Raw genomic sequence first — 16,954 nt, 5'->3', positions numbered from 1 at the left:
TTCCCCCGAAATCGTGGAGGGTTTCCTATGCCGCTTCCGGCTTGGTCTTGGATTCCCTGATCTCATAGTTGACGGGCGATAGCCCGTCGGCGGCACTGTGCCGGCGTTGGTGATTGTAGAAGGTATAGCACCAGTCGATAACCACCGCCTGCGCATGAACGGTATCACGGAACTGATTGCGGGACAACACTTCCCATTCCAGCGAGGAGAAGAACGCCTCCGCGGCGGCATTATCGAAACACGATCCGACCCGACCCATCGACTGGCGAATCCCCACGGTGCGGCACAGCGTGGTGAACGCCTTCGCCGTGTAGGTGCTGCCGCGGTCAGTGTGGAAAATGACCCGCTCGGACTCCTCGTCCCGCCAGATCGCTTGGCGGCCGCCGCGGGCGGCCACGGCCATCGTGATCGCCGCACAGGCCAACTCGGCATCCGGATGCAGGCCCATCGCCGCGCCCAGCAACCGGCGGCTATAGAGATCGATCACCGTCGCCAAATACAACTTCTGCCCGCACTCGGTGGGAATCTCAGTCATGTCACCGACCCACTTCAGGTTCGGCGCAGCCGCAGTGAAGTCCCGTTTAACCAGGTCAGGGAACTTCGGTGCCGTCTTGTCCTGGTTAGTCAACCCATTGCGGCGCTTGATACGGCGCGCCACCAAACCCTGACGGCGCATCGAATCGGCCACCGTCTTCTCCGACACTTCCCAGCCCAGATCGCGCAGGTCAGCGATCAGCCGCGGCGACCCATGCAACCCTCTGGCCGCCGTGAACGCCGACGCGACCGCGGCATCGAGCCGCGCGCGACACCGATCGGTGTCAGTGTGCAACCCATCGGCATTGCCCGCGCGAGCGATCCACTTGTAGAACCACGACACGCTCACACCCAACAACACACACACGTAAATGCATGTGGCACTCGGTATTTGGTCCTCTGGTCGGCAATGAAACGTGCCACGCTCACTTCGTCGCCTCCTTCACCCACAGGACCACCGATCGCTTGAGGACATCACGCTCCATCCGCAACTCGGCGTTCTCGCTGCGCAGACGCTTGAGCTCGGCCAGGTCATCGCGGGTCAACTCCCCACGACCCTCCCGTGCCTCACGGTCCTGAGTGACCCAATTACCCAGAGTGCCCTCGTGAACCCCCAGATCCCGAGCCACCTGCGCGATCGACTTACCCGTCTCACGCACGATCCGAACAGCCCCCTCACGGAACTCCCGGTCGTACTTCTTCCGTTTCTCTGACATCGCTACTCCTTATAGCTGATGCCTCCACGGTCCCGGGGGAAGGCCATTTCACGCCCAAGACCCAATTGACGCTGATCTCGCAGCGGTCCGGCCTGGTGATGGACCCCGGCTCCAAGGTCACCTACAACGGCGTGCAGATCGGCCGGGTCACCGGCGCCGACCCGATCGAGCGCGGCGGCACCACCAAGGCCAAGCTCTCCCTGGACGTCGACCCGAAATACATCGCGCTGATCCCGTCCAATGCCATCGCAGAGGTCAAGGCCAGCACGGTCTTCGGCAATAAGTACGTGTCCTTCCGCAGCCCGAAGGACCCGACCACACAACGCATCTCGAGTGCGGACGTCATCGACGTTTCGCACGTCACGACGGAGTTCAACACGTTGTTCGAGACGTTGACCTCGATCTCGGAGAAGGTCGATCCGGTCAAGCTGAACCTGACGCTGTCCGCGGCGGCCGAGGCGCTCGGCGGGCTGGGCGCCAAGTTCGGGCAGTCCCTCGTCAACGGCAATGCCGTCCTCGATGACATCAACCCGCAGCTGCCCCAGATCCGCACCAACATTCGGCAGCTATCCAAACTGGCCGATGTCTACACCAAGGCCAGCCCGGACCTGTGGGACTTCCTCGATCACGCCGTCACCACCGCCCGCACGCTCAATGCGCAGCAGAAGGATCTCGACGCTGCGCTGCTGGCCTCGACCGGATTCGGCAACACCGGCGCCGATATCTTCGAACGCGGCGGCCCCTACTTCGTGCGCGGCCAAGCCGACCTGATCCCCACCGCCAAACTGCTCGACACCTACAGCCCCGAAATCATGTGCACGATCCGCAACTATGCGACGTCGAATGCCAAGGACGCCACCGGCGGTAACGGCTACTCGATCGACTTCCAAATCGGCCTGACCGGAGCCCCCAACCCCTACGTGTATCCCGACAACCTGCCGCGGGTGAACGCCAAGGGTGGTCCTGGCGGAGCGCCGGGTTGCTGGCAGCCGATCACCCATGACTTCTGGCCGGCGCCGTTCCTGGTGGCCGACTACGGTGCCTCTCTGGCCCCGTACAACCACGTCGAACTCGGCCAGCCGATCCTCACCGAATACGTGTGGGGACGTCAGGTCGGCGAGAACACCATCAACCCCTGAGGTTGAGCACCTCAGCCAGTTCGCGCAGCGCCGGGCGCGGATCCCAGGTCGGATCTCCGTCGCCGAGCACCTGCACCACCACGTGGTCGGCACCGGCGTCCAGGTGTGCGGTGACCGTCGCGGCAGCCTGTTCCACGGAGCCCTGCCCGACGATGCGGCCGGCGAGCCGGTCGGAGCCGCCGCGCACCAGATCGGTTTCATCGAAGCCCTGCCGCAGCCAGGAGTTGCGGTAGTTCGGCAGGCCTGAGTAGACCTCGAGGTGCAGGTGCGCCCGGCGCAGCTGTTCTTCGGCGCTTTCGCCGACGACAACCGCCTGCTCGGACACGATCCACTTGTCCGGCCCCAGGATCTTCCGGGTGGTGGCGGTCTGCTCGGGCAGCACCAGGTACGGATGCGCTCCGTCGGCGTGCGTGCCCGACAGCTCGATCATCTTCGGGCCGAGCGCGGCGAGCAGCCGGGTCGGCCGACCCGAACCCGGTTCGACGAACTCCGGCAGCGCAGCCATCCGGTCCAGATAGCCCCGCATGGTGGCCAGCGGCTTCTCGTAGGTGCCGCCCATCATGTTCTCCACCAGCGGACCGTGGCTGACACCGAGACCGAGAACGAACCGGCCCGGATAGGTCGCGGTGATGCTGCGGCCGCCGCCTTCGGCGATCATCGCCAGCCGGGCGTGAATGTTCGCGATGCCCGTGCCCAGCACCAGCCGCTGCGTGCCGGCCAGGAAGATCGCCGACTGCACCATGGCGTCCTTCAGCCCGACCTCGGGGATGAACAGCGAACCATAGCCGAGCGCCTCGATTTCCTGGGCGACCTCGACGGCCGCGGTCATCGGCCAACTCTCGCTGGCCCACCACACACCGATACGGGACGGGAAGTCGACGGTCGGACGATCAGTCACGGGCTACTCCTGGGTCAGTCGTCGGCAAGAGATTCGATGCGCAAGGTGTCACCCGTCAGCATGGCGATCGAACTTCGGAGCTCTTCAGCGGGGGTGGGCGGCGGCAGCGGCTCGTGCGGTCCGACCCGGAATGCGTCGACCATCAGTGCGGCGAACCGGCGCCAGGCACCGGGAGCGTGCTCGCGGGTGGCCTCGAGGACACCGGCATCGGCCAGCAGCATCACCACGATGTCTCCAACTCCGATGTCCGAGCGCAACTTTCCGTCGTCTTGAGCGCGCGCGATGACCTGGCCGAGCTTGTCGATGGCCTCGGTGGCACGCTGCTCGATCACCGAGCTGGCTGGGAACGCGGTGGTGAGCAGCGCCCGAAGGCCCGGGTCGGAGGCCTGGAGTTCGCAGACCTCGTAAACGAGATCGCGGAAACCGTCCCAGGGGTCCGGGTTGTCGAGCGCCTTGTCGACCGCGTCCTCGTAGGACGTCATATTGCGTTCGAACGCCGCGATCGCCAGGTCGGTGCGGGTCGGGAAGCGCCGGTACAGAGTCGCCACCCCCACACCCGCGGCCCGTGCCACGTCCTCCAAGGGGACTGACAGGCCCTGCTCGGCAAACAGCCGGGCGGCCGCTGTGACGATCCGCTCCCGGTTGCGTTCGGCGTCGGCCCGCAGTGGCCTGGATCGCTCCGCACCCCGCTGTGCGCCCGGAATCACCGCCTCAGAATACCCCCCGAAGTGGAGGGTTGCCACCATTTGAGGCTAGGGTTGCGAGCAAGAAGTGGTGGAAAACCTCCACTTATCGAAAGGAGTCGAACCGTGGCAATCACCACAGTTCAGCGCACCGCGCACGCGCGTCACGCGCAGCCGACGCCGGGCCTTCGTGGGAATCCGTGGTGGATTCTCGCAGCCGTCTCGGTCGGCGTCATCATGGTCGGACTAGACGCATCCGTGGTCGCCATCGCCAATCCGCGCATCGCCACCGACCTCAACGCGTCGCTATCGGACCTGCAGTGGATCACCGACGCCTACCTGCTCAGTCTGGCGTCGCTGTTGATTTTTGGTGGCAAACTCGGCGACATGTTCGGCCGGCGCGCCGTGTTCCTGATCGGCGTTGTCGGGTTCGCGGTGACCTCCGTCGGGATCGGACTCATCGGATCGGTCGCCGGGGTGATCACCATGCGCGCGCTGCAGGGTGTGTTCGGCGCGCTGTTGATGCCGAGCACGCTGGCGATTATCCGACAAGCCTTCCCGCAGGAGAAGCTCAACACCGCCATCGGTATCTGGGGCGCCGCGACCGGTGTGTCGGTGGCCGCCGGGCCGGTGCTCGGTGGCGTCCTCGTCGAGCATTTCAACTGGCAATCGGTGTTCTACATCAACGTGCCGATCGCGGTGGTCGCCGTGATCATCGGCGCCGCGGCGATCGTCGAGAGCCGCAGCGACGAGCCGTCCCGGCTGGACATCGCCGGGATCCTCACCCTGTCGGCCAGCCTGTTCCTGCTGGTGTACGGACTCATCAAGGCTCCAGAGTGGGGCTGGTTCAACCCGCAGACCGTGGCCTTCCTCGTTGGTGGAGCCGTCCTGATGGGCGCCTTCGTGGTCGTCGAGCGGCACACCAAAGACCCGATGCTGCCGCTGCGGCTGTTCGCCAATCCATCGCTGTCGATCGGCGCCGCGGTGGTCACGATCAACTTCTTCGCCCTGTTCGGTGCACTGTTCTTCATGACCCTGTACCTGCAGAACCTGCAGGGCTGGAGCCCGGTCGAGACCGGGGTCCGCACGCTGCCGCTGTCCGCGGCGATGATGGTGATGGCCCCGTTGTCCGGCGTCATCACCGAGCGGTTCGGTCCGCGACCGGCGATGGTGACCGGTCTGCTCGGTGTCACCGGCGGCCTTGCCCTGCTCAGTCAACTGCAGGCTGATTCCGGGTACAGCGCGATCTGGCCGGCCTTCGCACTGTTGGGGACCGGCGTCGGCCTGGTGCTGACCGCGAGCTCGGATGCCATCGTCGGCAACGCCCCCCTCGACGACGCCGGGGTGGCCGGCGGGATCCAGAGCACCTCGGTGCAATTGGGTGCCGTACTGGGCACCACGATCCTGGGTTCGGTACTGTCCAGCAAGGTTGGCTCGGTCCTCACCGACAAGCTCACCACCGCGGGCACGCCCGCGCCGATCGCCGAAAAATTGGCTCCGGCAAAGGAATTGGTGTCCAAGGGGTTGGCACCATCAATCCCTGGCACCCCGCCGCAGCTGACCGCCGCGATCGCCAGTGGCAGCCACGAGGCGTTCATGGCCGGCCTGCAGCTGTCGATGTGGGTCGGGGCGGCGGCCGCGGCTGTCGGCGCGGTGCTGGCACTGTTCGTCCGGCGCGCAGACAGCTGAGGCCGGCATAGATTCGCGGAGTGATCACCCACCACAGGGAGAGCGCACTCTTGCGCGGATTGGCCGAGCTGGAGCGGACGGATCGGGGCTGGCTTGCGCACCGATTGCCGCACCGCGACCGCGGTCCCGCTAGGTGAAGATTCGCGCCGAGTCGACACCTGCGCCCATGGCAGACTCATTCGCGTTCTGGAGTCTGAGCATGCAGAGGAGCGCCAATGAGCAGCGGTGTCAGCTTCGACCTTTCGTCGGTGTTCCGGACCGTCGCGCAGACCCTGCCGGATCGCGAGGCGTTGATCTGGCGCGATCAGCGCTGGACGTACGCGCAGCTGGACGCGCGTATCGACGGCGTCGCGCACTACTTCGTCACCCAGGGGCTCGGCTGCCACATCGAGCGCGATCAGCTGGCTCCGCATGAGTCCGGCCAGGACCACATCGGGCTCTACCTGCGCAACGGCAACCAGTACCTGGAAGCCATGGCCGCCGGCTACCGGGCTCGCGTCGCGCCGTTCAACGTCAACTACCGCTACGTCGAGGAAGAACTCCTCTATCTGCTCACCGACTCCACAGCGAAGGCCCTGGTCTACGGTGCCGAGTTCGCCCCGTACGTGGCCTCCATTCGCGATCGGCTGCCCGAACTGCGGGTGCTTATTCAGGTCGCCGACGCCAGCGGCAACGAATTGCTGCCGGGCGCGGTCGATTACGAATCGATCGTCACCACTCCCGCACCGGTCGGCGGCATGCCCACTCCCAGCGGCGACGACCTCTACGTCCTCTACACCGGCGGCACCACCGGCATGCCCAAGGGCGTGCTGTGGCGTCAGCACGACATCTTCATGTCGGCGATGGGCGGGCGGCCCTTCGGCTCCGACACGTCGCTGGCGTCCTACGAAGAGCTCGCCGAGCAGGCCCGCACCAACGCCGGCTTCCGCTCGATCCTGATGATCCCGCCGCTGATGCACGGCGCCGCACAGTGGGCCGCCTTCAACATGTTCAGCACCGGCGGCTGGATGGTGCTGCCCGACGATGTCGACCGGATGAACGCCCCGGCCGTGATGCGGCTGGCCGAACGTGAACGGGTACTGAGCATTCCGGTGGTCGGCGACGCGATCGCCCGGCCGCTGCTCGATGAGATCGAGACCGGAAAATACGACCTGTCCGGCCTGCTGACGATCACCAACGGCGGAGCGCCACTGTCGCCGACGGTGCGGGAGCGACTGCTGGCCGCGCTGCCCAACCTGATGGTGCTCGACGCCGTCGGCGCCTCCGAGACCGGCATGCAGATGACGACGATGGCGGCCAAGGGTGTCGAGCAGAAGGCAGCCACCTTCACTCCCCAGCACGACACCGCCATCATCTCAGCGGATTTCAGCACCGTGTTGAAGGCCGGCGACGGCGAGGGCTGGCTGGCCCGGCGGGCCTACGTGCCGCTGGGCTACCTGGGCGACGCCGAGAAGTCGGCGCGCACCTTCCCCACCATCAACGGCGTCCGCTGGTCGGTTCCAGGGGATCGGGCCCGGTTCCTGGAGGATGGTCACATCGAGCTGCTGGGCCGCGATTCGGTGACGATCAACTCCGGCGGAGAGAAGATCTTCGCCGAAGAGGTCGAGCGCGCGGTGGCCAGCCATCCGGCGGTGTACGACGTCGTCGTGGCCGGGCGCCCGTCGCAACGGTGGGGCAGCGAGGTGGTGGCCATCGTGCAGTTAGCCGAGGGGCAGAGCGCCACCGACGACGAGCTGGCTCAGGCGTGTCGCGCGCACATCGCGCAGTACAAGCTGCCGAAGGCCTTCATCCGCACCGAGAAGGTGCTCCGCTCACCCGCGGGGAAGGCCGACTACCGCTGGGCCAAGGAGCTGGCCGTCGAAAGCCTTGGGGCACAGGGCTGATTCGGCGACAGGCTACACCTTCATGTAGCCCTTGTCGGCGGGGATCTGGGCGGCGGTCAACAACGCCGAGGCATCGCTGGCCAGAAACAGCACCACTTCGCTAACCTGATTCGGCGCGATGAGCGACTCGGTTGGCAGCGCACCCGGAGAGAAGCTGTAGACGTAATGCGGGTGCTTCTCGAACATTGAGTACATCGACAGGTCGTTGCCCAGCTTGGTGTCCACCCCGTAGGTGTGCACCGAATTGACCCGGATGCCGAACTCACCCAGCTCCAGCGCCAGTGAATTCGCCAGTCCCACAACGCCGAACTTGCTGGCGCAGTAGTGACCGGCACCCGGAACCGCTTTGATCCCGGCCGAGGAGCTGATCGCGATGATCGACCCGCCGTTGCCGGCCTCGATCATCGCCGGGACGCACGCTTGCACGGTGTTGAAGAACCCGGTCAGGTTGACGTCGATGATCTCCTGCCACATGTCGGTGGGGATCTCCCAGGCACGACCCCAGCTCATCACCCCGGCGTTGGCGACGACGACGTCGAGGCGGCCGAATTGTTCAATGGCGCTGGCGATTACCCGCTTCTGTCCCTCGTGGTCGCGGACATCGACCCGCTCGGCGCTGATCTTGACGCCCTCGTCCTCGACCAGGCGGACGGTGTCGGCGAGATCCTCCGGCGTTGCCGGTTCATAGCCGATGTGCTTGCCCACCGGCCCGCAGGCGTCGATGGTGACGATACTGGCGCCGGCGCGAGCCAGCCGAACACAGTGTGCGCGGCCCTGACCCCTGGCCCCACCGGTCACGTACGCAACTTTGCCCTCCAGGGGCCGCTCATTGGTCACGGGCCCACCATAGGATGTCATCGGCGAACCGCGCGATCCCGTCGAGCGCCTCCCGGGTGCGTCGCCACGGCATGACGATCATCCGGTCGATGCCGGCGTCGGCCGCCCGCTGGATGTCCTCGGGGAGTCGGCCGGTGCCGACGTGATGACCTCGGGCTTGCCGGTCCGTCCGTGCTCGACCCACAGAGCCGACAGCTTCGCCACCGACCCGGGGATCTGGTCCAGGGTGTGGTTCATCGGTATCCAGACCGATTCGTATCCGAGCTCCTCGGCCCGCACGGTCAGATCACGCCACCGCCCGGGGTGAACGCCGCCCAGCGGAATCCCGAACTTCACCGCGCGGATGTTACCCAGCCGGACCCGCTGGCGGAAGTAATACTCTCATTCTTGGAGAGCGTGATTCCGCATAGTCATCCCAGTAGCGTTTGGTCCTATGACGGCGCGCATGCTGAAGTTCCGCTACGCCGCCGCGCTCGTCTTGGCCCAAATCGTGGCGGCCGTCGAGTTGACCGCGCTGATCATGCCGCTGCAACACCACCTGGTTCCGGCTGTCGACACCGTGTTCGAGACTGACACCCTCATCGCCGCCATCGTCCTGTCGGTCTGCGGCTTCGCCGGCTCGATCGCCTACGCCGTCGTCATCGTCGACCACAAACTGCGCTGGTTCACCACCGGCAGGCCGCCGGACGCTAAGGATCGACTGTTCGTCGAGCGGTTCCTGCGCAGCCAGTCCGCACTGCTGGCCGCCATCTGGGCGGTCAGCGCCACGATCCTGTTCATCATCAACCGTGATGGTGGCCAAGATGTCGCCTGGCTGATCGGGATGACGGTATTACTCGGTGTCACCACGTCGAACGGTGCGGCGCTGTTGTTCATCCAGCGACCGATGCGTCCCATCATCGCCGCGGCAACCAGTCTCGACGGTCCCGACACCGCACCGGGCGTGCTGTCGCGATTACTGCTGATGTGGCTGATGAGTAGTGCGCTGCCGATTGTCGGCATCGCGGTCGTGGTGATCATGCGATCCAACGGGTGGATCATCCTGAAGACCGCCCCGCTCGAAATCCCAGTGATCGTGCTCGCGGTGATCTCGGTATTCGTCGGACTGCGCGGCATGGCGATCGTCGCGCTGTCCATCTCCGATCCGATCCACGATGTCGTGGCTGCCATGGCCGAGGTCGAGCGGGGCCAGATGACCACCCGGGTCGGCGTTTACGAGCGCTCCGAGATCGGCCGGCTGCAAAGCGGTTTCAACCGGATGGTTGCCGGACTGGCGGAACGCGATCGGCTGCACGATCTGTTCGGCCGCCACGTCGGCACCGATGTGGCGCTGCGCGCGGTGCGCGACGCGGACACGCTGACCGGCGAGGTACGCGACGCGGCTGTGCTGTTCGTCGATCTCGTAGGCTCCACCCAGCTAGCCCAGCGCCGGTCCCCGGCCGAAGTCGCCGAGGTGCTCAACCACTTCTTTCACATCGTCGTGGCCGCAGTCGACGAACGACACGGGCTGATCAACAAGTTTCAGGGTGACGCGGTGCTGGCGGTCTTCGGTGCGCCGCTGGCGAGTGCGCAGCCCGCCGCCGACGCGCTGGCGACCGCGCGTGCTTTGACCGCCGCGCTGCAGCGGCTTCCCGTAGTGGACTTCGGCATCGGTGTGTCCGCGGGTCCGGTGTTCGCCGGGAACATCGGCGCCGAGCACCGCTACGAGTACACGGTGATCGGAGACGCAGTGAATGAGGCTGCGCGACTGGCGGATCGGGCCAAAGACTTCGACGCCCGCGCGCTGTGCTCGGACGTCGCCTTGCTGAAGGCCGACGCCGGTGAACGCGCGCACTGGACCGAATGCGCCTCGGAGGTGCTGCGCGGCCGGAACGAACCGACCCGGATATCAGTGCCCACAAGCTGAATTTCTCCCTTGTGCGTCTGCGGTAATCGGGGCAATGGTGGACGGACAGGAGGTACGCGTCATCGCCGACAAGACGAACACGTCCCAGGGCGGGCAGTGGCATTAAGGCCCACGACGGGCTGGTGCGGTTCTACCGCAAGAACCTGCTCGAGACCGACTACCGTGCCGGCTTCCCGATTCCGGCCGTCGCCGTGGAAGCCGGCGAACCGGGCACACCCAACCCGGTGGTCACGGCCGCGCGTCGCATCGCGGCCGCCGACTCCGTCGCAGTCTTCGAGGATCTCGGCACGCAGCAGGCTGGCCCATGGCGCAATCGCGAGGTCAGCGAGACCATGCTGCCAGGGCACGCCTCGTTTCCCTGCACGGCAAGCAATCAAATAAATTGATTGATTTACTCTCGTAGATGGCCCAACCTCGTTATGTTGCAGTCAACATCACCACCTCGACGACGGGAGCGCGGCCACGATGAAGCACGACTACGAGGAGATGAAAAAGGAAGCCGAGCGGTTCATCAAGTTCGAGAAGGACGTCGCCAATCGGATCGCCTACATCACGTTCGACCGGCCCGACGAGCTGAACTCGACCACCATGGGGATGCGGCAGAACTTCGCCGACCTGATCCACAAGTGCAACGTCGACGACGACGTCAAGGTCGTGGTGATCCGCGGCGAAGGCAACGATTTCGGCAGCGGTGGCGACCTGCCCGAACAGCGCGAGATGTTGGAGAACCCGGGAACTCCTCTGCTACATGAGTTTTCGATCAACGATGACAGCGTGAAGTACCCGCCCGGCGATTCCTACCGCTATCTCTACACACTCACCGATCACTACGCCAAAGCCAGGGCCGGCAACCGCCCGCTCCAGGAGTGCAAAAAGGTCACGATCGTCGAGGCCAAGGGATACTGCTACGGCTGGCACTTCTACCAGGCCGGCGACGCCGACCTGGTGGTGTCGTCCGACGATGCGCTGTTCGGTCACCCGGCCTTCCGATACGTCGGTTGGGGCCCCCGGCTGTGGTGGTGGGCAGAGACGATGGGCTTACGCAAGTTCTCCGAGATGCTCTTCACCGGAAGGCCATTCACCGCCGAGGAAATGTACGAATGCGGATTCATCAACAGTGTCGTCCCGCGCGAACAGCTGGAGGCCGAGACCCTCAAGTACGCGATGGCGTGTTCGAAGTCGCGGCCGACCGACACCGTGGTGGTGCAGAAGACGTTCCTCGAGCTCTACAAGCAGCACAAGGGCGAATACTTCGGCAGCCTGCTGACGGGCGTGGTCGAAGGCATGCTGCCGATGATGACCAACGACCGTGACAACTATCCCGACCTGACCGAGGGCACCTTCGAGAAGGGCCTCAACAACGTCGTCAAGGACAACGACCTCAATTTCCCACCCGAGTGGCGGCTCAGCCACTCCGGACGGAAGAAGCCCTGACCGCACTATCACGTGGTGCGCCGTCGACACGTGCCAGCGGTGCCTCCCACAGTCCCGCCAGCGCGGTGATCAGTTCCTCGGCGACCACCGACCAGCTCGAACCAGCTGACGGCCGGCGGTTGGCACGCTCGCCCTCGATCTCGGCGCAGGTGTGCATCAACAGATTTCGCGCCATCATCCATCGCGCAGCCCGTACTCGCTTGGGCTGTTCGGGCAGGCTCCGGTTGATCCCCCGGACCGTCTTCAGCATGAGCTCGGACGTCATCGCGTCAGACCCGACCAGATCCCGACAGACCGGGTCGGCCATCACCTGGGCCGCGAAACGCGCGTAGTACGTGGTTGTTCCGAGTGCCTCGAGATGCTCGGTCAACGGATAGACCAGGACTTCGATCCAATCCCGCAACTGTGGATGCGACGCAATGGCGCCCAGCTTGCGCTGTCGGATCGCTTCAATGGCCACCTGGTGCCTGGCTTCGATCGCACGCAGCAGATCGGCCCGCGAACCGAAGTGGTAACAGGCCGCCGCATTGTTGCCATGCCCGGCCGCGTCGCTGATCTGCCGGTTCGACACCCCGGACAAGCCATGCTCTGCGAAGAGCCGCTCGGCAGCGGCCAGCAATGCATCACGTGTGACTGCCGACCGATCAGCACGCAGGTCTTTGGCTGGGCTCACCGTTCATAGTGGACACCACCGGTGAAAGTAAATCAAGAAATTTAGGTTGCCGGCCACGCCGGGCCACACCTGTACCGGAATGTTGTTCCAGCCCATCGGAAACTGGACGGCGGCCGGTGGGCCTCCTCACCAAGGATCCGGTAGTCGCCGACGCCCCGCAGCCATTCCTGCAATGCGGCCCTCCCCTGACGCGCCCACCCTGGCGAGGGGTGAGACGTCGACCACAATCATTGCGGCGTAGGGGCATTGGGTAACGGCCCTCCGCATCCGGTCCCGTGCCCGGTGCACTTGGCGCGATCCGCTTCGACACGCATGCCCTGCCCCACACTCATCGGACGAACGCCGGGAGGCGCTTGATGCCGTGGACGAAACTACTGAGGAGATAGTCCGGCTCCCCCAGTTCGACGTCGACCCGGAACAGCATCTCTCGGAACAGGTTCCGCAGTTCGGTGCGCGCGAGCTGATTGCCGAGGCAGAAATGCGGGCCGCCGCCCCCGAAGCCTAGGTGCGGGTTGGCTGAGCGGCCCAGGTTGAACGCCTGCGGCTCGTCGAACGCAGCTTCGTCGCGGTTCGCCGAACAGTAGAACAGCCCGACCTTATCGCCGGCCCTGAGCTGCTGGCCGGCCAATTCGGTGTCCTCGGTCACGAACCGGGCGAACTGCAACACCGGTGTGGCCCAACGAATGAACTCCTCGACCGCCGGGCCGATCCTGGCGTCGAAGTCCGCGATGAGCCACGTGCGCTGGTCCGGGTTGGCCGCCAGCGCCAGCATGGCGTGCGATGTCGTTTGCTTGGTGGTGTCATTGCCGGCCGAGGCCAGTAGCACCAGGAATGCGCCGATCTCCTCATCGGTGAGCCGATGTCCGTCGATCTCGGCATTGACGATGCTGGTCATCAAGTCATCGCCGGGGTGGCGGCGACGGAACGTGGCGAGTTCGATACCGGTGCCCGCAAGCAGGAACATTTCGTTGACCGTCGCCTCGGCCCGCTCTTCGATTGTCGAGTACTCGTCGTCGCTCATGCTGAACAGCTTTTCGGCAGCCTTGGCCACCGCCTCCCGGTCGGAGTTCGGCACGCCCAGCATCTCCGAGATCGTCATCATCGGTAGCCGCGCCGAACACGCGGCGACGAAGTCCACCTCGCCGGCGCCGATCAATTCGTCGACCACGGTGGCGGCGTTGTTGCGAACCTGCTCGTCGATCCGGGCGACATGGCGCGGCGTGAACGCTGAGCTGATTAGCCGGCGGTATCTGGTGTGCTGCGGCGGATCCATCATCAGGAAGAACGTCGCGATTCGCTGGACGTCGGTGGGCATCGGGTCCAGCGCGATGCCCTGCGCCGAGCTGAACAGCTCCGGATACAGGCTGGCGTGGACGATGTCGGCCCGACGAGTCAGCGCCCAGTAGCCCGGCTCCTCCATCGGGAACATTGAGGGAAACGGCTCATGCCAGGTGAGCCCGGAGGTTGCTCGCAGCGTCGCGAAGGTCTGTTCGCGGACGTCGAAGGGCTGGTCCCAGAATCGCCGCGAGGTGATGTCGTGACGGCTGTAGTCACGTTGGTCACCCGACACGTACCCAGCGTGACATTTTGCTCAGTATTTGTAAAGACAGTGTTTTCAGTCTCGGATGTGTGAACAAGCGTGACACCTAGCCCTCGACCTGTAATCCTGTACCCGTGAGCCAGGCGCCGGCAGGAAGTACCGAGACACCCGACGAGGACGAGTCCTCCTCGCGGCGGCGCATCCTTAACGCCACCGCCGAGGTGCTGGGCCGCAGCGGTCAGACCAAGCTCAGCCTGTCCGAGGTCGCCCTGCAGGCGGGTGTCTCCCGGCCCACGCTGTACCGGTGGTTCGCCTCCAAAACCGAGTTGCTCGACGCGTTCGGCGTCTACGAGCGGGAAATGTTCGACACCGGGATCAGCCGCGCCACGGCCGGGCTCCGTGGCACCGACAAGCTGGATGCGGCGCTGCAGTTCATCGTCGCCTACCAGCAGACGTACTCCGGGGTGCGGCTCATCGACGTCGAGCCCGAGGTGGTCGTCGCCCAGCTGTCCCGGATCCTGCCGCTTATGCGGTCGCGGCTGGAGCGGCTGCTGAGCGGGCCCAACGCCGGACTCAAGGCAGCCACCGCAATTCGTATCGCGGTGTCGCACTACGTCGTCCGCAGTGACGATGCCGACCAATTCCTGGCGCAGCTGCGCCACGCCGTCGGCATCAAGCAGTGAGCGACCGGCTGGACATCGGGATCTACGTCCCGCAGATGGGTTTCACCTTCGCCGAGGTGCTGCACCGCGCGCACCGCTGCGAGGAGCTCGGCATCGGCTCGTTCTGGCTCTACGACCACATGTACGGCCCGGGTGTCCCCGGTATCGACTCGCTGGAAGCCTGGACGCTGGCCACCGCGCTGCTGAGCCAGACCGAGCGGCTACGCGTCGGACATATGGTGCTGTGCAACCAATTCCGTCACCCGGCCGTGCTGGCGAAGATGGCCACCACCCTCGATCAGATTTCCGGTGGCCGGCTGCAACTGGGTATCGGCAGCGGCTCCATCGAAGATGAACACCAGCGGCTCGGCCTGGACTGGGGATCGTTCGCGCAGCGTTCCGAGCGGCTGAAAGAGACGCTAGGGATCTTGGCCCAGGCGTTCGCCGAACAGCGGATCGACTTCGCCGGAACGCATTACACGGTTCGCGATATGCCGATCAAACCCGGACCGGTCCAAACCCCCCGCCCACCCATCGTGGTCGGCGGTTCGGGCGAGAAGTACACCCTGCCTTTGGTGGCCCGCTATGCCGACGTCTGGAATGTGCCTACCTACGCACTGGGCGAGATGGAACACAAGCTGGCTGTGCTGCGCGCGCTGTGCGAGGACATCGGGCGCGATCCGGCGACCATCGTGATGTCGGTGGAGGCCGTGCTGGCTATCGCCGCGGACGACGCCGCCTTGCCGGAAGTCATCCGGATCGCCGAAAAGCGGTTCGGTGGGCCAGGATTCGGGCTGCACGACGGTGGGCTCATCGGTACACCGGCCGCTATCGTCGACCGGCTCGGCCAGCTGCGCGAGATGGGATTCGGCCAGGTCGTGCTGTTCACCCACGACCGGGCATCGGATGCCACTCTTGAGCTGCTGGCCGGCGAGGTGCTCTTCGAGCTTTGAGCTTGGCTCGCGCACAGAGTTTTTCGAACATTCGACGGTTTACACCACTACGCCGCGGACCTAGCGTGACCGTTATGAGCCCGCCCCTGCACGGACGCCGTGTCGTGGTCAGCGGTGCCGCCAGCGGTCTCGGCGCCGCCGGCGGTTCGCGGATGAAACCGCGCGCTCGATAGAGACGTTCGCCTACCGCCGGGCGAAATCAGGTGCGCGCTCGGGCCGCACGCCCACTCCGACGAGGTAGGCCGGGACCACCGAAAGCCAGGGCAGCCGCCGGATCAACGCCGTCGCCGCTGCCGGCGGGTTGCCGTTCTCTCCCCGCAGGATCGGCTCCACCAATCGGCTGTGCAGCACCCGCTGCACAGCCTGCGTGATCGCGGCCGGCGGCAGCCGCCGTCGGCGCACCGCCGCCAACTCACGATCGGTGACGGCCCGGCGGCGCAGCGGGTCGGCCAGCAGCCTCGCGGCACCCACCGCGTCCTGAACCGCCACGTTGATCCCCACCCCGCCGACCGGCGACATGGCGTGCGCCGCGTCGCCGATACACAGCAGCCCGTCGGTGTGCCAGCGTTTGAGCCGGTTCAGCTTGACGTCGAGAAACTTCACGTCGTCCAGCGAGGTCAGGCTGTCGATGTCGGCCTCCGGAATCAGTTCGGCGAGTTCGGCTTTGAGGGCCTCCAGGCCGCGCGCCCGAAGCTGACCGTCAACGCCTTTCGGGATCAGGTAGGCGATCTGGAAATAGCCCTCGCGCGGAATCATGATCAACAGCCGCCCCGGCGCGATCCGTGGAATCAGGGTGTACTGCCCGCCCGCCTGTCGGGGAAGGCGAAACCACCACACGTCGAAGGGAACTGGAAATTCTCGCGCGGTCAGGCCTGCGCTGCGCCGCACGATCGACCAACGGCCGTCGCAGGCCACCGTCAGATCGGCGCGCAGCTCGCCTTCCCCGTCTGGCGAGGTGTAGGTGACTCCGGTCGTCCGCCCGCCGCTGCGCAACAGCCCGGTCACCTCGTGGCACATCCGCAGTGTGTAGGTCGGCTCGGCCTGGCCGGCCTCGGCCAGCAGGTTCAGCAGATCCCACTGCGGCACCATCGCGACGTAGGGATGCGGTTGGCGCAGTCGGCGGAAGTCCACCATGGTCAGGGACTGCCCGTCGACGGTGATTTCGGCGTGGTCGACTTTGCTCTGTGGGAGCGCGGAGAAACGGGTGCCCAGACCCAGCTCATCGAGCAGTCGCAAGGTCGTGGGATGCACTGTGTCGCCACGGAAGTCACGCAGAAAGTCGGCGTGTTTCTCCAACACCGTGACTTTGACACCCGCCCTGGCCAACAGCAGCCCGAGCACCATGCCGGCGGGGCCGCCGCCGACGATCGCAACGGTGGTGGAGTCGGTCATGGGCCAACGGTAGCT

The 16,954-nt window shown here is 65.6% G+C and carries 16 protein-coding genes and 1 pseudogene; 8 read left to right on the top strand and 9 right to left on the bottom strand.

What is annotated here, in order from left to right; translation table 11 throughout:
* Positions 1 to 25 precede the first annotated feature (25 nt).
* A pseudogene (locus G6N13_RS08365) lies at positions 26 to 963 on the bottom strand (IS3 family transposase).
* Complete coding sequence (locus G6N13_RS08360; protein WP_163696061.1) at positions 960 to 1,250, bottom strand: transposase; 291 nt, start codon at positions 1,248 to 1,250, stop codon at positions 960 to 962. The pseudogene G6N13_RS08365 and the gene G6N13_RS08360 overlap by 4 nt, the downstream one beginning before the upstream one ends.
* Here G6N13_RS08360 and G6N13_RS08355 point away from each other — a divergent pair.
* Positions 1,244 to 2,389, top strand: coding sequence for an MCE family protein (locus tag G6N13_RS08355; RefSeq protein ID WP_163701883.1), 1,146 nt, complete (start codon positions 1,244 to 1,246; stop codon positions 2,387 to 2,389). The two genes, G6N13_RS08360 and G6N13_RS08355, sit on opposite strands and share 7 nt — an antisense overlap.
* Here G6N13_RS08355 and G6N13_RS08350 read toward each other — a convergent pair.
* Positions 2,379 to 3,287, bottom strand: coding sequence for an LLM class F420-dependent oxidoreductase (locus tag G6N13_RS08350; RefSeq protein ID WP_163696131.1), 909 nt, complete (start codon positions 3,285 to 3,287; stop codon positions 2,379 to 2,381). The two genes, G6N13_RS08355 and G6N13_RS08350, sit on opposite strands and share 11 nt — an antisense overlap.
* A 14-nt stretch (positions 3,288 to 3,301) precedes the next feature.
* The gene (locus tag G6N13_RS08345) at positions 3,302 to 3,994 is read right to left on the bottom strand and encodes a TetR/AcrR family transcriptional regulator (RefSeq protein WP_235677970.1); all 693 of its coding nucleotides are present in this window, start codon (positions 3,992 to 3,994) and stop codon (positions 3,302 to 3,304) included.
* 102 nt (positions 3,995 to 4,096) lie between these two features.
* Between G6N13_RS08345 and G6N13_RS08340 the strand changes: the two genes are divergently transcribed.
* The gene (locus tag G6N13_RS08340; protein WP_163696128.1) at positions 4,097 to 5,659 is read left to right on the top strand and encodes an MFS transporter; all 1,563 of its coding nucleotides are present in this window, start codon (positions 4,097 to 4,099) and stop codon (positions 5,657 to 5,659) included.
* 215 nt (positions 5,660 to 5,874) lie between these two features.
* Entirely contained in the window at positions 5,875 to 7,542 is a 1,668-nt protein-coding gene (locus tag G6N13_RS08335) for an acyl-CoA synthetase (RefSeq protein WP_163696127.1), read from the top strand.
* A 12-nt stretch (positions 7,543 to 7,554) separates the two neighbouring features.
* Here G6N13_RS08335 and G6N13_RS08330 read toward each other — a convergent pair whose 3' ends face one another.
* Positions 7,555 to 8,400: a mycofactocin-coupled SDR family oxidoreductase gene (locus G6N13_RS08330; protein ID WP_163696125.1), complete on the bottom strand. Its 846-nt coding sequence runs from the start codon at positions 8,398 to 8,400 to the stop codon at positions 7,555 to 7,557.
* 57 nt (positions 8,401 to 8,457) lie between these two features.
* Positions 8,458 to 8,715: a hypothetical protein gene (locus G6N13_RS24445; RefSeq protein WP_197746828.1), complete on the bottom strand. Its 258-nt coding sequence runs from the start codon at positions 8,713 to 8,715 to the stop codon at positions 8,458 to 8,460.
* Between the two features lie 97 nt (positions 8,716 to 8,812).
* Here G6N13_RS24445 and G6N13_RS08320 point away from each other — a divergent pair, with 97 nt between their 5' ends.
* The 3 genes from G6N13_RS08320 (at position 8,813) to G6N13_RS08310 (ending at position 11,719) form a co-directional block, all read left to right on the top strand.
* Positions 8,813 to 10,285: an adenylate/guanylate cyclase domain-containing protein gene (locus tag G6N13_RS08320; protein ID WP_235677969.1), complete on the top strand. Its 1,473-nt coding sequence runs from the start codon at positions 8,813 to 8,815 to the stop codon at positions 10,283 to 10,285.
* Between the two features lie 122 nt (positions 10,286 to 10,407).
* Positions 10,408 to 10,671 carry a hypothetical protein gene (locus G6N13_RS08315; RefSeq protein ID WP_163696123.1) on the top strand — a complete coding sequence of 88 codons (264 nt, stop codon included), beginning with the start codon at positions 10,408 to 10,410 and terminating at the stop codon, positions 10,669 to 10,671.
* Between the two features lie 79 nt (positions 10,672 to 10,750).
* A complete protein-coding gene (locus G6N13_RS08310; protein WP_163696121.1) occupies positions 10,751 to 11,719 on the top strand; it encodes an enoyl-CoA hydratase/isomerase family protein in 969 nt (322 codons plus the stop codon).
* Here the strand turns inward: G6N13_RS08310 and G6N13_RS08305 are convergent.
* Positions 11,691 to 12,392, bottom strand: coding sequence for a TetR/AcrR family transcriptional regulator (locus tag G6N13_RS08305; protein WP_163696119.1), 702 nt, complete (start codon positions 12,390 to 12,392; stop codon positions 11,691 to 11,693). The genes G6N13_RS08310 and G6N13_RS08305 overlap by 29 nt on opposite strands.
* 328 nt (positions 12,393 to 12,720) lie before the next feature.
* Complete coding sequence (locus tag G6N13_RS08300) at positions 12,721 to 13,962, bottom strand: cytochrome P450 (RefSeq protein WP_163696117.1); 1,242 nt, start codon at positions 13,960 to 13,962, stop codon at positions 12,721 to 12,723.
* A 104-nt stretch (positions 13,963 to 14,066) separates the two neighbouring features.
* On the opposite strand from G6N13_RS08300, the gene G6N13_RS08295 reads away from it, so the two are divergent.
* Together G6N13_RS08295 and G6N13_RS08290 are read left to right on the top strand one after the other, a co-directional pair.
* The gene (locus G6N13_RS08295) at positions 14,067 to 14,615 is read left to right on the top strand and encodes a TetR/AcrR family transcriptional regulator (RefSeq protein ID WP_163696114.1); all 549 of its coding nucleotides are present in this window, start codon (positions 14,067 to 14,069) and stop codon (positions 14,613 to 14,615) included.
* 35 nt (positions 14,616 to 14,650) lie between these two features.
* Positions 14,651 to 15,547 (top strand): LLM class flavin-dependent oxidoreductase, encoded by an 897-nt coding sequence (locus G6N13_RS08290; RefSeq protein WP_163701877.1) that lies wholly within the window; start codon positions 14,651 to 14,653, stop codon positions 15,545 to 15,547.
* A 183-nt stretch (positions 15,548 to 15,730) separates the two neighbouring features.
* Here the strand turns inward: G6N13_RS08290 and G6N13_RS08285 are convergent, their stop codons facing one another.
* A complete protein-coding gene (locus tag G6N13_RS08285) occupies positions 15,731 to 16,939 on the bottom strand; it encodes an FAD-dependent oxidoreductase (RefSeq protein WP_163696112.1) in 1,209 nt (402 codons plus the stop codon).
* Positions 16,940 to 16,954: the final 15 nt, after the last annotated feature.

This window comes from Mycolicibacterium sarraceniae, from assembly GCF_010731875.1.
GTDB classification, from domain to species: domain Bacteria; phylum Actinomycetota; class Actinomycetes; order Mycobacteriales; family Mycobacteriaceae; genus Mycobacterium; species Mycobacterium sarraceniae.
This window is presented reverse-complemented; position numbering and strand designations above follow the sequence as displayed.

What these genes read in the sequence shown, in the direction of transcription:
- G6N13_RS08360 (WP_163696061.1), bottom strand. Translation starts at nt 1,250, where the DNA reads ATGTCAGAGAAACGGAAGAAGTACGACCGGGAGTTCCGTGAGGGGGCT.
- G6N13_RS08335 (WP_163696127.1), top strand. Translation starts at nt 5,875, where the DNA reads ATGAGCAGCGGTGTCAGCTTCGACCTTTCGTCGGTGTTCCGGACCGTC.
- G6N13_RS08330 (WP_163696125.1), bottom strand. Translation starts at nt 8,400, where the DNA reads ATGACATCCTATGGTGGGCCCGTGACCAATGAGCGGCCCCTGGAGGGC.
- G6N13_RS08320 (WP_235677969.1), top strand. Translation starts at nt 8,813, where the DNA reads ATGACGGCGCGCATGCTGAAGTTCCGCTACGCCGCCGCGCTCGTCTTG.
- G6N13_RS08310 (WP_163696121.1), top strand. Translation starts at nt 10,751, where the DNA reads ATGAAGCACGACTACGAGGAGATGAAAAAGGAAGCCGAGCGGTTCATC.
- G6N13_RS08290 (WP_163701877.1), top strand. Translation starts at nt 14,651, where the DNA reads ATGGGTTTCACCTTCGCCGAGGTGCTGCACCGCGCGCACCGCTGCGAG.
- G6N13_RS08285 (WP_163696112.1), bottom strand. Translation starts at nt 16,939, where the DNA reads ATGACCGACTCCACCACCGTTGCGATCGTCGGCGGCGGCCCCGCCGGC.